At 52.7% G+C, this 14,777-nt stretch carries 13 protein-coding genes; 9 read left to right on the top strand and 4 right to left on the bottom strand.

Features of this window, described 5'->3' with window-relative positions; translation table 11 throughout:
* Positions 1–82: 82 nt before the first annotated feature.
* From GmarT_RS28885 to GmarT_RS28870, 4 genes are all read left to right on the top strand, one after another.
* Complete coding sequence (locus GmarT_RS28885) at positions 83–808, top strand: metallopeptidase (RefSeq protein WP_198139398.1); 726 nt, start codon at positions 83–85, stop codon at positions 806–808.
* Positions 809–963: 155 nt separating this feature from the next.
* Positions 964–2,625, top strand: a complete 1,662-nt coding sequence (locus GmarT_RS28880; protein ID WP_002645027.1) for a HEAT repeat domain-containing protein — start codon at positions 964–966, stop codon at positions 2,623–2,625.
* A 98-nt stretch (positions 2,626–2,723) separates the two neighbouring features.
* A complete protein-coding gene (locus tag GmarT_RS28875; protein ID WP_002645028.1) occupies positions 2,724–3,107 on the top strand; it encodes a hypothetical protein in 384 nt (127 codons plus the stop codon).
* A gap of 46 nt (positions 3,108–3,153) precedes the next feature.
* On the top strand, positions 3,154–3,405 hold the full coding sequence (locus GmarT_RS28870) for a carbon storage regulator (RefSeq protein ID WP_230682583.1): 252 nt from the start codon (positions 3,154–3,156) through the stop codon (positions 3,403–3,405).
* A gap of 690 nt (positions 3,406–4,095) precedes the next feature.
* Here GmarT_RS28870 and GmarT_RS28865 read toward each other — a convergent pair.
* The gene (locus tag GmarT_RS28865) at positions 4,096–4,566 is read right to left on the bottom strand and encodes a hypothetical protein (protein ID WP_002645031.1); all 471 of its coding nucleotides are present in this window, start codon (positions 4,564–4,566) and stop codon (positions 4,096–4,098) included.
* Positions 4,567–5,192: 626 nt separating this feature from the next.
* Between GmarT_RS28865 and GmarT_RS28860 the strand changes: the two genes are divergently transcribed.
* Positions 5,193–6,029 (top strand): SGNH/GDSL hydrolase family protein, encoded by an 837-nt coding sequence (locus GmarT_RS28860; protein WP_149303547.1) that lies wholly within the window; start codon positions 5,193–5,195, stop codon positions 6,027–6,029.
* Positions 6,030–6,077: 48 nt separating this feature from the next.
* Entirely contained in the window at positions 6,078–7,628 is a 1,551-nt protein-coding gene (locus GmarT_RS28855; protein ID WP_002645033.1) for a neutral/alkaline non-lysosomal ceramidase N-terminal domain-containing protein, read from the top strand.
* 313 nt (positions 7,629–7,941) lie between these two features.
* Here the strand turns inward: GmarT_RS28855 and GmarT_RS28850 are convergent, their stop codons facing one another.
* The 3 genes from GmarT_RS28850 to GmarT_RS28840 form a co-directional block, all read right to left on the bottom strand.
* The gene (locus GmarT_RS28850) at positions 7,942–8,709 is read right to left on the bottom strand and encodes an HpcH/HpaI aldolase family protein (RefSeq protein WP_002645034.1); all 768 of its coding nucleotides are present in this window, start codon (positions 8,707–8,709) and stop codon (positions 7,942–7,944) included.
* Positions 8,710–8,852: 143 nt separating this feature from the next.
* Positions 8,853–9,467 carry a hypothetical protein gene (locus tag GmarT_RS28845; RefSeq protein ID WP_002645035.1) on the bottom strand — a complete coding sequence of 205 codons (615 nt, stop codon included), beginning with the start codon at positions 9,465–9,467 and terminating at the stop codon, positions 8,853–8,855.
* Between the two features lie 155 nt (positions 9,468–9,622).
* Positions 9,623–10,036, bottom strand: a complete 414-nt coding sequence (locus GmarT_RS28840; RefSeq protein ID WP_002645036.1) for a hypothetical protein — start codon at positions 10,034–10,036, stop codon at positions 9,623–9,625.
* A gap of 334 nt (positions 10,037–10,370) precedes the next feature.
* Here GmarT_RS28840 and GmarT_RS28835 point away from each other — a divergent pair, with 334 nt between their 5' ends.
* The 3 genes from GmarT_RS28835 to GmarT_RS28825 all read left to right on the top strand — a co-directional run bounded on the left by GmarT_RS28835 (position 10,371) and on the right by GmarT_RS28825 (position 14,615).
* Positions 10,371–12,173, top strand: coding sequence for a PQQ-binding-like beta-propeller repeat protein (locus GmarT_RS28835; protein ID WP_044236895.1), 1,803 nt, complete (start codon positions 10,371–10,373; stop codon positions 12,171–12,173).
* Between the two features lie 256 nt (positions 12,174–12,429).
* Complete coding sequence (locus GmarT_RS28830; RefSeq protein WP_002645038.1) at positions 12,430–12,795, top strand: hypothetical protein; 366 nt, start codon at positions 12,430–12,432, stop codon at positions 12,793–12,795.
* A gap of 560 nt (positions 12,796–13,355) precedes the next feature.
* A complete protein-coding gene (locus GmarT_RS28825; RefSeq protein WP_002645040.1) occupies positions 13,356–14,615 on the top strand; it encodes a glycosyltransferase family 2 protein in 1,260 nt (419 codons plus the stop codon).
* Positions 14,616–14,777 lie beyond the last annotated feature (162 nt).

The following is a 14,777-nucleotide window of genomic DNA, read 5'->3' as shown; positions in this document are numbered from 1 at the left end:
GGGATCTGTCGCCCGGTTTGATATGATGTCAGCCGCTGATTGTGTTTCTTTAGAATGGTTCGTGTTCTCCCAGAGGTCTCTCATGTTGCCACGTATGCTCATTGTCTGTTTTCTGCTCTGTACTTCGCTGATCCCGCTGCGCAGTTCTTTCTCGATGGAAGAAAAAAAAACGTTTCCCGATCCGGTGGAAAAGCAGATTGAAGGCTGGACGGTGGATGTGGACCCGCAGTTATTTTCTGAGGAACATGCCGAGCTGGGGCGCAAATCGCTGGATGCACTCGCCAATCATCTGCAGCGGGTGAAATACATTGTACCGCCGGAACGGGTGGCGGCGTTGCAGAAGTTTCCTATCTGGCTGGATCTGCAGCATGCGGAGCTGGATAAAATGCAGTACCATCCCAGTCGCGGCTGGCTGGAGGCGCACGGCTACGATCCACGCCTGGCGCAGCACGTACATATTCCCGTCGCCCGGCAGTTGCTCAATCGCAACATGTGGGCGCAGCATCCGTATGTGGTTCTGCATGAGCTGGCGCACGCCTATCACGATCAGGTCTTGAGTTTCGACCAGGCAGAGATTGTCGCGACCTTTGATGCGGCGAAGCAGGCAGGCATCTACGAGAGTGTGCTCTGTCACACGGGAATCAAAGTCCGACATTACGGTTTGAACAACCACAAAGAATATTTCGCCGAATCGACCGAAGCGTATTTTGGCGTCAACGATTTCTACCCCTTCGTTCGGGCCGAACTGAAGCAGCACGATCCCGCGATGTTCACGCTGCTGGTCAAAATCTGGGGACCGATTCCTTAGCATGGCGTTGTGATCGGGGAGTCATGTCACGTGTGAGAAAAGACGAACTCATTTATCGTTTCTGTTGTCCATTTAGAAAGACCTGATCTGCTTATCGTTTCTCCAGTAGTTTACCTGCTAGATACCGTCTCATTTTAATCATGCTGGAATCTTTAATGAAACTGTCTACGGCTGCCTGGGAAATTGTGAATCAGCTCGCTGCGAGTGAGCGCAGGCAGTCGTGGTTTCGCCAGATTCTGGGGTGCAGGGATGTCTCTGGATTACTGCGGAAGCTGGGGGAATTGAACGAACCGGCGGTACTGCCGTATGTGGCTCATTTTCTGACCAGCGTTGATCGGGACGCGAGGGCCGCTGCGCGGGAGACCGTTGCTGCACTGCTGGAGCAGATTTCCGCCAGGGATCTGCTGGCGTTGGAAGAACAGTCCTTGTGGTGGAATGCCAGCGATCGAATTCAAAAGCGGTCGCGGATTCAACCCGTCGACGTATCTGCAATCGCCGGGAGTCCGGATCAACGGGAGTACGCTGCGGTTTTGAGTCTGCTTTCGTTTCACAAAAATGGTTATGTGCGGCAGGAAGCAGTACGACTGCTGACAGACATCGACACCAATGAAGCTCTACCCTGTCTGGTGATCAGACAGAATGACTGGGTGAAACCGATTGCCGAAGCTGCGCAGAAGGAAGTCAGGCGGCGGTTGCAGGCAGGGCCTGTCCGTGTCAGCCCTTCGTTGCTGGAGCTGATCTTTCAGATGGAGACCTGGAGCAGATACGATCACAGGCCTATGATTGGAGACCTGGTCAAGCGGTTGCTGGAAGAAGAACAGGATCAGTTTTTAGAACGACAGGTTGTGGCTCTTACGGTCGATGCGAAACTGGGACGCAACATAGTACGCTATGCTCTCTACTATCTGAAATACACGAATCAACGGCTTTTAGTATATGGCATGTTTTCGAAAGATCCCGTCATTCGCTATCAATGCTGTCGTGGTCTAAGAGAATTGCCTGTGGAACAGTGTCAGGAACTCTCACTACAGGATCGTCAGATGCACCTGGAGTGCAGGTTGAACGATACGTTTCTGCCGGTGCGCAGTGAAGCCTATCGGCAACTGGCGGAGTTAGATCCTGCGAATGCCGTCACGACGTGGGAGGCGGCTCTGCTGGATCGGAGTCGCAGTATCCAGGAAATGGCCTGTTATTATCTGAACCGGATTGATCCCGGTCATGCGGTGCGATTTTATCGAAACGCGGTTGTGAAACACCCGGAGTCACTGCCGGCCATTGAAGGGCTGGCGGCGGTGGGAGAAGCAAGCGATCTGGAATTTCTGCGCACCCTGTTAGTGCATCCATTTCCCAGTCGACGTTGTGCGGGCATTCGCGCGGTGGTTCGTTTGCTGCAACGTGATGCGATTCCGGAAGTGATGCCTTTTCTAGGCGACAGCAGTCCGCGGGTAGTTCGTACGGCGGGCAGGTCATTGCGTCCCTGGATCACACAGATACCCAGTGCCGATCTGCTGGCAGTCGTCCTCGAAGCAGAGACAGTTCATGCGCGGCGACATGCCTGTGAGCTGCTTGCGGCTCAAGGTAAATGGTCGAGTTTTCCCTGGCTGCTGGAAGCTGTCGTGCATTCCGAGCCGGAAACAGCAGCGGTAGCGGCTTCGATGATTCAGAGATGGTGCAGCGCCGGGCAAAGCTACCGTGTCTTCACACGACCCTCGGCGGAAGAAAGGGCGAAGATTGGAGAAAAGCTGGCCCGACATCAGTCTCAAGTTCCTGAGCAACTGGTTCAGCAGATCGAACGCGAACTGTCACTCTATTCTTGAGAATCGCAGTGATTGCGCTTTGATGTCTGGTACTTCGAATTACAATAAAAAAGTGTGCTCTTTTTCGCAGTGAGACCGTTTTAAATAAGGTGGTGGCCATGCGTCGCATTTTCTGTTTGAGGCTGATGTTGCTGGTCGCGGTGTCAATGCTGCCAGGCTGCTCCTTTAATGTCAGCGTAAATGCGGAAAGTGAAACGGACATGGGATCGCATCATGTCTTGGTCAAGCCGGGAAGTGCGATGACGTCCAGTACTTCCGCCACGTTTGGGGATGATGCCACCTATATCTTCGAGTGTGGTGCTGTGAGGGTCAAAATCCAAAACGAAGCCCTGACTGTGAATGACCTGAGCTATGGCATGCTGGAAGAGGGGCAGCCGATTGAAATCGATCACGGCAAGGTCTTCGTCGCGGGACAGGAGCGGACGGGGAAACCGGTTGAAGCACCAGAGCAGGGTGAACCGGTAAAACAGGATGTGAAATAACAGTCTGCGCTCGAGTGGATGAAAACGAAAGGAATCGGAATTGCTGGTGCTCTCGCGAAAGACGGGCGAAAGCCTGCTGATCGATGATTTCCAGATCACTGTGGGCTGGATTCGGTTCAATAAGGTGCAACTGGTGGTCAGTGGAGTCGGAGAAATGCTGCCGGTGCAGAATATTCTCTACATGAACGAAACGATCAAGGTATCCCCCGACATCGAAATCGTAGTGGTTCAGATTCGAGATGAGAAAGTTCGTCTGGGAATCACCGCACCGCCGGGAACAGACTTCGCGCGGCTTTGAACGGTGAGAAGTTACAACCAGGGGTTGTTGAAGACAACCGGAGGTTGTGAGCGAAACCTGCTTCATCGTTGTTGAATTTAAATTTCTTATTGATATCAGCTGGTTTTGATCTGGTAGTAATACTTTATCAGATTCGGTTGAGTGAGCTGCGACCTCCTGCTCGCTGCGCTCGTACCGGATTGCATCCGGTATCACCCTTTTTTTTTGAATTGATCATATGTTATTGCATTGAATGTGTTTCGAGCATTCTTTTTTAACCCCGAAAAACACGAACGGACACGAAAACATCTGAACGGTGGGAGTCACAACCAGGGGTGGCTGCGGATGTAATCCGGGGTTGTCGGAGACAACAGGAGGTTGTGTGTGAAACTATCTTCATCCAGTTTGAATCTGGTATTTTTATTGATAGCCGGTGTTTGATTTCGATCAGGTGGGAAACGGGATCAGTTTTGAATGAGTGAGCTGCGACCTCCTGCTCGCTGCGCTCGTACCGAATTTCATTCGGTACCACCCCTTATTTTTGATTTTCGTGCGGTTTCGTGTTTTTCGTGGTAGTAATTGAATTGCCCGAACCGCGGCTAACGTGCTGCGGCTGATTTCGAATGTTTTACAGTTAATCAGTGACACATGATTAAACCCGCGTTCCATCTTCAGTGGTGCGGGGTTTTCAGCTGGTTCTGTGGGTGTCTTTCAGTAATATTCGTCGGGTGACTGTTCGCGTTCTCTGATGACGCGCTGGCGGGTTGCTTCGAGTTCTTCGCTGGACATGTTGCGGATGACTTCCGGGGTGAGCTTGCGGAGCCAGGCTTTTTTGCGGGAAGTCGCTTTGGTGTCGAGACCCAGCAGGCGGTCGATACGTTCGCGGGCGCGGAGTCGGTCCCGTTCGGTGGCTTTCGGGCTGTCGATCACGGAGCGATAGAAGTAGAGGGAATCGGCGCGGTGCTGTTCCAGGCTCTGCTCGACTTCTTTCAGCATTTCGCGGCGGGCACGGGTGAGGTAACGTTCGACAGAACGACGGCTGATCTGGAATTCGTCGGCGATGGCGGTTTTGATTTCCGAGAGATAGGAGCCACGACCAATCATTTTTTTAATCAGTCGCACGATCTGTTCTGATCTCTGTCTGGAAGTACGCACGCGCGGTGAGGGAGGAGAGTCGGTCATGTTTCATAATGCTTTCTCTGAATATGAGAGTCTGGTGATCGGGATGAAGGATTGCATCCCAAGTGCATCTGATCTTCGCGAAGGGCACGACGCTGTCAACAGGGTTCACAAGCAAACGGGGTGGCGAACTGTGTTGATATGGGCCCGATCTGGTGCGATGCCAGGGCGGTTTTGGGACGAAGTTCTGCGATGTGCGGCGACCCGCAGGCATACATCAGGAACGGGTGTTGTTTCAGGCAGTGAAGATCTGGAAAAATCAGGCGGTTTTGCAGTGAAGATCAAGAACAACTGCCGCGTGTTTCAGTGCACTGTAAACTGGGCACGCGCGCGACAGAAAACAACGCTTATCGCCAGCGCCGCGAAGCGGTCAAGTTCAATTTTTGCAGAAACGTCGTTTGAGCAGTGCTCGTCCGACAGCTGGTTTTCGGGCGGGATATCTATTAGACTCGTTGCACTTCGCCCGCGCGATATTGCAGTAAACGTGGATACAGACTGCTCAAATCAAACGGTTTGTAAATTGCACTTGCTGCGTGAGTACCCCATAATGAAGACGAGGCTGACCAGTTCAGCTGCTTACCGATTACGACCCCACCTGCTTCTATCAACTTACCTACAGGACTTCTCTGATGATGTTACGACGGCTTCCTCTATTTGTTTTAATGACTGTGATCTCGATTCTGGCTGTTCCCGTAGCCGTGAATGCGGAGCATGAGGGGAAGGTACAGATCCTGCTACTCGGTGACAGTACGACGGAGGGAAGTATTCCTCGAAAGCTGAAGCCCAAAGGTCCGCATCTGGAACAGGTGCTGGAACAACTGCTGGCTGCGGAAGGTGATCTGCCGGCCTGTCATGTGATCAATTCGAGTTTGAGTGGCGAATATATCAAGCGCTTGTTTGATTCAAAACGCTACGATCGCGCTGCCGCCAAGCTGCCTGGTTTGGATTATATCTTCATTCGTTATGGTTTGAATGATCGGGCACGACGTGAGAATTTCACGGAGAATTTTCCCAGGGACTTTCATCAGTTGCTGGCGCGGTTGCGAGAAGATCATCCCAATGCGTTACTGATTCCGATGACCGTGATTCCATTTGCGAATGAAGCGGACAGTGAAACGATCAACGACCTGGTATTTGACGTCGCGAAAAAAGAGAACCTGGAGGTCTTCGACATCTATCCCCGCTATGCAGAGGAGCTGAAGAAGGGGCAGAACATGCTGACCTATCGACGTTATCCGCTGTCGAAGGTTCCGGAAAAATATCATGCACTGGTGAAGCCGTTCGTGATCGGTGGCAGTGTGGTAGTGATGGCAAACGAGCTGGACCCGATTCTCGGTGATCTGCCCGGCTGGTATAGTGACCGTCATCCCAACCTGGCGGGTTACAATGTGATCGCCGACGAGACGGCCGCGTACATGGCGAAGCTGTTGCGGGCAAAGCAATCGAAAACAGAAAAGAAGCAGTAACGCGCTGTCACAATTTGCTACCATCAACTGACTGGAGAGAGTGTACCGATGCGTTATTTATCATTGATGATGTCGTCCGTTTTGAGTCTGACTTTGTTGCTGTGTGTGCTGCCTGCTGATGGATTTGGTGCCCTCTCTGCGGGTGTGGCTGCCATTGATGTCACGCCTGAGAAGCTGCCGGCTCTGCAGAATGGTCAATTCCTGGAAATCAATCAGGACAAAGTGCTGGACCGGTTGTATGCCCGCTGTTTTGTGCTGCAGTCGGAAGAGACGACCGTGGCGATTGTCGTCGTTGATTCCTGTATGATTCCGCGCGACATCTGTGACCGGGCGAAGATTCTCGCACGTAGTAAAACGGGCATTCCCGTTGAGCGGATTCTGATTTCTTCGACGCACACACATACCGCGCCGAGCGTGATGGATTATTGTCTGGGTACGAACAGTGATCCGACTTACGAACGCTTTCTGCCTCCCAGACTGGCGGAAGGAATTGCTAAAGCGTATGCGAATCTGGAACCGGCGTGGGTTGGATTCACGTCGGTCGATGCGCCCGAACATACGCACTGCCGACGCTGGTTGAGACAGCCGGACAAGCCGGGTGAAGATCCTTTCGGGGAGAAAACGGTGCGGGCGATGATGCATCCCGGTCATCAGAATCCCGATTACATCGGTCCTGCGGGACCCGTGGATTCGGGACTGTCGCTGCTCAGTATTCAGTCAGCCGACGGCAAACGACCCTTGGGTCTGCTGGCGAATTATTCGATGCATTACTTCGGGGCGCGGGGCGGATTTTCTGCGGATTACTACGGGAAATTCTGTCAGCTGATGGAAGAGAAGATCGGAAAAACCGGTGATCCTGAAAAACCATTTGTAGCGGCGATGTCTCAGGGAACGTCGGGTGATCTGCAATGGATGGATTACTCGAAGCCCCGCCGCAGTGACTACAGTATCGACCAGTATACGAGTGAGCTGGCGGAGATTGCTCTGAACGCGTATCAGAAAATCATTTATGGAATGGGCACGCCTCAACTGGAAATGGCGCAGACGATCCTTGAGCTGAATCGACGTCTTCCAACTCCTGAGCGGTTGGCCTGGGCAGAGGCGATCAATGCGAAACGGGGAGAGCGGCGTCCGGCGAATCGTCCGGAAGTCTACGCCGAGCAGGCGCTGTGGATTGAGGCGCATCCAGTGGAAGAACTGATTCTGCAGGTGATCTGCATCGGCGATCTGGCGATCACGGCGATTCCCAATGAAGTTTACGGGATCACCGGGATCAAGCTGAAAGCACAGAGTCCGTTTGAATATACATTCAACATGAGTCTGGCAAACGGCGCCGCCGGTTATATTCCTCCGCCGGAACAGCATTTCCTGGGAGGTTACACAACCTGGCCGGCCCGGACTGCGGGTCTGGAGGTTTATGCAGAACCCCAGATTGAAGGAGCGCTGCTGGAAATGCTGGAGCAGATTTCAGGACAGCAGCGTAAGACTCTGACGACTGACTTTTACAGTGTGCAGCAGCGGGCCGCATTTCAGCGCGCCAAAGCAGACGATAACAACCGGGTGAACCGGGGACGGAAGATTGTTAAGTCAAAGGATTGATTTTGTGGGGTAAGGAGAAACAAGCTGGGTGGCCCTGGATGTAATCCGGGGTTGTCGGAGACAACAGGAGGTTGTGAGTGGAACGATCTTCGTTCAGGTTGAATCTGGATTTTTTATTGATAGTCGGTGGTTGGTTTCGATCAGGTGGGAAACTGGATCAGTTTTGAATGAGTGAGCTGCGACCTCCTGCTCGCTGCGCTCGTACCGAATTTCATTCGGTACCATCCCTTTTTTAAATGGACGATTAGGGATTAAGTTAATGGGTGAGCTCGCACGTGCATCCGGTACCATCCACTGGTTCTGTCTATGTGATTTACCCTTTGCGGAGTTCGCTATAGGCGCTTTGCATGGCGTGTTTCAGCATGAGTCCATCGTTGGCATAGACGACCAGGCGGGCGCCCTGCCTGATGGTGCGGACGGCCTGTTTGGTAGTGCCAAACCAGCAGCCGGCGGCGACGTGTTGCTGATTGGCGATGTCGATGACTTTCTGGATGGCGGCGATCAGATCGGGGTTGTCGTATTCGCCGGGGATTCCCATGTTGGCGGTCAGATCGCCGGGACCGACGAAGACCGCATGCACGCCGGGAATGGAACAGATCTTTTCCAGGTTCTGGATGCCGGGCACCGATTCAATCATGGGGATGAAGAGGGTGTTTTCGTTACGCTTCTCAATGTAGTCGGCGGTTTTCTGATTGACGAATTTGCCGGTCTTGAGGACTTCATCCAGCACGATGCCTTTCAGCGGTCGATACACGGCGGCGGCTGCGAGCTGCTGGGCCTGTTCGTATTCTTCGACATAGGGAACGACTACGCCATCAAAGGTATCACAGACGCGGGCGACATCGGCAGCGTCGCGACTGTGTGTACGGGCCAGGCAGGCGATGCCTTTGGAGTTGAGTGCATACCGCAGCGGGAGGAACTCCGCGAGATCGAGCGTCGTATGTTCGGGGGTGACGATCACAAAGTCGAGCGAGTTTTCGGGAATCGATTCGACCATCGCGGGTACCACGGCATACTGAAACAGCGAACCATAAACGGTTTCACCTTTGATCAGTTTGTCTTTCAGCTTCTTCACCAGCATAGCAGCCTCACTTCATTCAGGGGAACAGGAGTGATTTCACCAAAGTCGTTGATTCCATGATGCCGGGTGGGGGTTGATATGTAAAGAAGAACCGTCTGATTTGCAGAAATGGTGGGGTGTGACCCAAATTTCGGAGTGCCAGCTCAATCTTCATTCAACGCATTCAACAGCTCGTCAAACTCGGGTGGTAATGCGGTGAGTGGCAGGAGGTCGTCGGCTTCCGGATTTTCGGGCAGGGGTTGAAAATCGATGTAGCGCAGATTCAAAGTGACGTCGAATTCGCCCAGTGTCATGTCCAGCAGGATGAAGCCGGCGCCTGTTAATTCTTCGCGGTTCTCTTCGGTCAGGCCGGGAACATAGACAATCAGATCGATGGCCCCGTCCTCGGTCTGCAGCCAGAAATAGAAGTCGCTGGCTCTCAGCTCCCTGTCACCAAACCGCAGTCCGAATTCTGAGACATCAATTCGCTGGCGAAACGGGGTAAACGTCCACTCGGGCAGGTCGGGGGAACTTTCAATCAGGGCCAGCACTGCAGGAAATGTCTCTTTCATCCCATCGGCGCTGATGACCAGGTCACGAATTCCCTCTGAATTCAGCCTGGAAATTTCAAACGCCAGTCCCTCATCCACTTCCTGTAGTCGCTCATTGAGTTCTTCCAGCAGCTCTGCCTGATGATCTTCAAAATCGTTCAGCCGCGAGAGATTGTTTTCAAACCAGAGCCAGAAGGAAAGTACATCAGGCGTTGATTCGGAGTCCATGCACATTGAGTGAATCCAATTATTTCCAGGAGTTGTCTGCGGATCTTCTGACAATCACATGTGGCGTGATCTAAACTGAGTTCGATTGAGTCGTATATTAAACGAAGCCGATATCATTCTAACCAGTGAACTCGAAAGAGTGAAATAATTTTCATTCAGTTTATCACAGGCATTGGTTGCAGGTCGGGTTCCACGAAGATCTGTTTGGCTTTCATGGAGATGATGCGGTCTTTACTGTAGTACTTGAGGAGTACCGGTTTATTGAGCGAAACGGCACAGGTATCACAGAATGCTTCTGAATTGGGAAATGGTCCCGATTGCTGCAGGGCGGCGGTGACCAGTTGCATGAAAGCGACGGTGATGGTTTCGTGGTAGCCGCGTTCGAGTTCTTCCGGGGTATTGGTGGCTTTGTTGTAGGCTTTGATGCCGGCCCGCATTTTGTCAGTCGCTGTTGGCAGATCAAATTGTGAAGCGTAGAGATAAGCAACGCGGAGGTGCGCGCGATGCGTCCACTCATCGAAAGGAAGCGTGTAGGTTTCGAATGCGTTGAGAAATTGTCGGTCGTCCATGATCTGATTACTTCCTGTTCACTCGCTCGCTGTGAGGGCGCCTCTGCTCTTCTGTTGTACCATTGTGGAGAGGGCAATTGCAATTTGATATCTTCGTCTGGTTAAGATCCGATGAATCTGAAAGTTTGCCGGTTGATCGAAATTCAGACAACGGTAGTGAAAACAGCACAGCTGTGAATTGAAACAGGGGAGAATCTTCGCATCACGGTTTGTGCATTTGACACCGCGGTGCGACTGGTTAAAGTTACAGAACACAGTTATTCTGCTCAGCACCGGATGCCCGGCAATGTGGAATGTGAGTCATCCCTTTATTTTTCTCCTATCAGAGTTTGTCATGACTGCTGCCAATCAACCGGAAACCGAATCGAATCCTCCCGTAGAACCTGCTGCCAGTGAAGAAACGTCTGCAGTCAGCGAATTGCAGCCGTTGCGTATCTGGCCGCCGATTCTGTTGTTGATTGGTATGGTGGTGACGCGGATGGCACCTCAGTGGATGGACTCGGATTCGGTGTTGCCTGTCATGCTCGCCGTGTTCGGGCCACTGGTCTGTGGCGGGTTGATCCTGGTCTGGTGGGTGCTGGCCAGTCGGGCGACGTGGAAAGAGAAACTGAGTGGGCTGGTCATTACTTTGCTGGCGGGAGGCGTAACGCTGGCATTGATTGACCCCACAATGAAGGGGCCGGGCGTGATGCTGGTTACCGGACCGATGGGAATGGGGCTGTTCGGGATTGCTGCGCTGCTGGTATCTCGTATGCGTTCTGCGAAGCGGACCGTCTTTATCGTCGCCTGCTCGGTACTCGGCTTTTGCTTTTCCCTGTTGCTCCGGGCGGAAGGAATGTGGGGCGACTATAATATGGTACTGGCGTGGCGGTCGACGCCGACGGTGGAAGAACGGATGCTGTCCAAAGCAGATGCGGTACCTGCAGATGCGAGTGCGCTGACGGCGGCAGAGTTGGAATCAGCGCTGGCGGAACCTGAATGGCCTGGATTTCGAGGTGCGTTACGTGACAGTGTGCTGACCGGGGTGTCGCTGGATGCGGACTGGAACGCGGATGTAGGAACTCCTTTGTGGAAAAAATCGGTCGGTCCCGGCTGGTCTTCATTTGTGGTCGCAGGTCCGTTACTGATCACCCAGGAACAGCGGGGCGAGGAGGAACTGATTGTCTGCTACGATGCCGAGACAGGCGCGGAGCTCTGGACCCAGGAAGTGAAGACTCGTTTTTATGATGCGCTGGGTGGACCCGGACCGCGGGCGACTCCGACGCTGGCAGACGGAGGTTTGTATGTGATGGGTGCCAGCGGCCATGTGCTGCGACTGGACCCCGCGACAGGTGAGATCCTCTGGCAGCAGGATGTTCGCAAGGTGGCGGACCGGGAACCGCCGATCTGGGGCTTCAGTTCTTCTCCCTTGGTGGTTGATGGAACGGCCATCGTGCATGCGGGTGGAAAAGATGACAAAGGACTGCTGGCCTTCGATACGGAAACGGGAGATTTGAAATGGTCGGCTCCCGCCGGTGATCATTCTTACTGCTCCCCTGCCTTGTTGACGATAGCCGGACAACCTGTGATTGCGATGCTGACGAATAAGGAGCTGAACCTGCTGAATCCCGCAGATGGCAAAATTCTGCTGAGTTACGATTGTGCTTCGGAGGGGCAGCGCGTGCTCCAGCCTCAACTGGTGGGCGACGATGAAATTCTGATCGCGACTGGCATGGGCAAAGGGATGCAGAAAATTCATGTTACGAACAAAGACGGGAAATGGACGGCGGAGGAGGTCTGGACTGTTACAGGTTTGAAGCCGGACTTTAATGACTATGTGATCTACGAAGGTCACGCGTATGGTTTTGACGGTGCGATCTTTACCTGCTTCGACCTTAAAGACGGGAAGCGCAAGTGGAAGGGGGGCCGTTACGGCAAAGGCCAGGTATTGCTGGTGAAAGACTCTGGTCATCTGCTGGTGATCGGCGAAGAGGGGGCGGTCGTTCTGCTGAAGGCGGATCCGGCGGGTCATGAGGAGCTGGCGACGTTCCAGGCGCTGGATGGTAAAACCTGGAATCATCCGGTGCTGATCGGCGACCGGTTATTCGTGCGAAATTCCGCCCAGGCGGCTGCCTATAAGCTGCCGATTGTGGAGTAAATCCAATGGTGCAGATGCCGGTCAGACAAGTGGAAGTGGAGCCAGAATCGAGTCTCGTTTTAAAACACTGCAGTTACGAGCATGTATCAGGTAACACAATCAGCTAAAAATAGAATGATCCTTTCGGACAGGAAAAGCGTTTCTGATAGAATACAGGCTGGTATAAGAATTTATGAGAATGACTTACGGTGCTGGTCTATCATCATTTTGAGGAAACGATCCGATTATTAAACTTCCTGTGCATTCAAGTATCGCTGTGTTGGGTTTGCTGGTCCTGCTGCCTCTGGGCTGTCAGCAGGCAAGCGATCCCGGTCCCTTTGATACGGCGTTCGCACTGCAACAGGCAGGTCAAGCAGATCAAGCCAGCGCTTTGCTGGCGGCGGAAGACATCGAAAAATGTCTCCGCGAATCCTCGCTCGTGACGCTCAAAATGAGTGAGGCAGAATTCGCAACGCGGTCCACTTCAGAACGCACCCAGGGACAGGAAGAAATGTTACTGGTCGTACCATTCGTCAAACGGGCCGCTTATCAGCAGATTGAAACAATGCAGGCTGCTGAAGAGGCCGGGCGGTCAGCCGGTCAGCCAAATCGAAACAGGTTCAGGAGCAAATACAACGGCTGATCAATACACTGCAGGACAAGAATAAAGTGTTGCTCTATCAGCAGTTGGGCAGCGGCATTCAAAAGAAGCTGGATCAGGTTTCTGCGAATAACAAAACAGACAAATCAGAATCTAAGTCCGACGACTAACGTCGCTCTTACCAGATGAATGAACCGAGCAGGACGATAATGACTGCGTCAACGGTTCCCGAAATCGTCCAGGTGGTCCAGAACGCTTTGATTTCAGATAGTGGCGCTGCTTTCCCGCATTCGATTGGCGTTCATTGAGAGCCCCTTGGCGGGCTATTAATTACATCCCTCGACTGCCAGAGGCTGCCGTCGATAGCTGGAATGCCTGCGAACCGCTGGTATTAGAATTCCTGATTGGGGAAAACTACGGCTTTCTGTCCAAAACTATGTCAAAATGGCAAGTATAGGAAACTTTGCGAGATTGTTGTTGATCTTCTATATGACCCAGTTTAACATTACGTTTGAACAGTGAGTAACCGTTTGATTGAGACAGGATGTTTACGACCCGACGGGCTGTATTCCTAACGATCCTGCATCAATTGAGGTGGTACCATGTATCAGCTGGCAACAGTTAGTTCTCTGTGTCTGATCGTTTTCGGGGCTCTCTATCTGTACTGGGGCTCTCGGGCAGCTCGCCTGTACCGCAGCATTCGGGATCAGCGGGCTGACGAGGATTACACGCCTGTGGCGACCGTCATCCTGCCATTGCGGGGCAATGATCCATTTCTGGTGCACTGCCTGGATGGACTGCTGAATCAGGATTATCCGGATTATCGGGTGAAGATTGTAGTCGACCATGTCAGTGATCCAGCGCTGGGCTTTGTCAGGCAGTATCTGCGTAAGCACCCTCATCCGAATTGTGAAGTCAGTATTCGACATCAGCAGGCATTCAATTGTGGGCTGAAAAATGCGACTCTGATCCAGGCCATTCAAAGTGTTTCTGCAGACGTGGAAGTCGTGGCCTGGCTGGACGCGGATGTGCTTCCCCATCGTCGCTGGCTGCGAGACCTGGTAGCGCCTTTACGTGATGCAGAGGTCGGGATCGCTTCAGGGATTCGCTGGTATGCACCCCAGTCGACAAATGCGGGGACACTGGTTCGGCATGCCTGGAATGCGGCGGCCGTGTTGCAGATGCTTTCGCTGGACATTGCCTGGGGTGGCTCAATCGCATTGAGTCGATCAGTGTTTCAGGATCCACGGTTTTCAAATACGCTGTCTAAAATGATGTGGGATGATACGGGCCTGAAATCGATTGCCGATCAGTTGAATCAGAAACTGGTCTTCTCGCCGACAGCGACGATGATTAATGCCGAATCCATCGCTTTGGATTCGAGTCTGCGGTTCATAACCCGCCAGATGGTTAATGCACGTTTTTATCATTCTCACTTCTGGTTTATAGCCACACTTGGATTTGTTTCGGCGCTCGCCCAGACAGTACTGGTCGGGCTGGGGCTGCTGTTCCTGTATCAGGGACAGCAGCTGGCAGCCGGACTGGTCATGGGAGTACTGGCCTTTGCCGGTGGTTCGGTAGCATTTTCCATTTATCGAGTGGGTTCGCATATCGAACAGCTGGTGCGGTCCCGGGGTGGTGAGTTCCGTCGTCATCCACTCAAGACAGTGGGTTACCTCTGGCTGATGCCTTATCTGTTTTGTGGTTGTCTGATCGCTGCGATTCGCACTCGTACGATTAACTGGCGGGGCGTGATTTATTATGTGCCAGCGCCATTCGAGGTTTATATCAATCATTACGAACCGTTCCAGAAACCGGCGCCGATGAGTGTCAGAGCGGAACTGGAAAATGTTTCGATTTGAAGGTAGCTCCACTGTAGAGATTGCGGGTTGAACGTCCGTGGGAAGTCAGTAAGATAGATTGAAGGTTGATTTACGTTTCGCGAAGAATCGCCGCCTGTCAGAGTTGAAATCCTGTTTTCAACAGTCTGTCATCTCCTCGACCGCATTTCATAAAGTTCAACT

The organism is Gimesia maris, from assembly GCF_008298035.1.
Taxonomy (GTDB): Bacteria; Planctomycetota; Planctomycetia; order Planctomycetales; family Planctomycetaceae; genus Gimesia; species Gimesia maris.
This window is presented reverse-complemented; position numbering and strand designations above follow the sequence as displayed.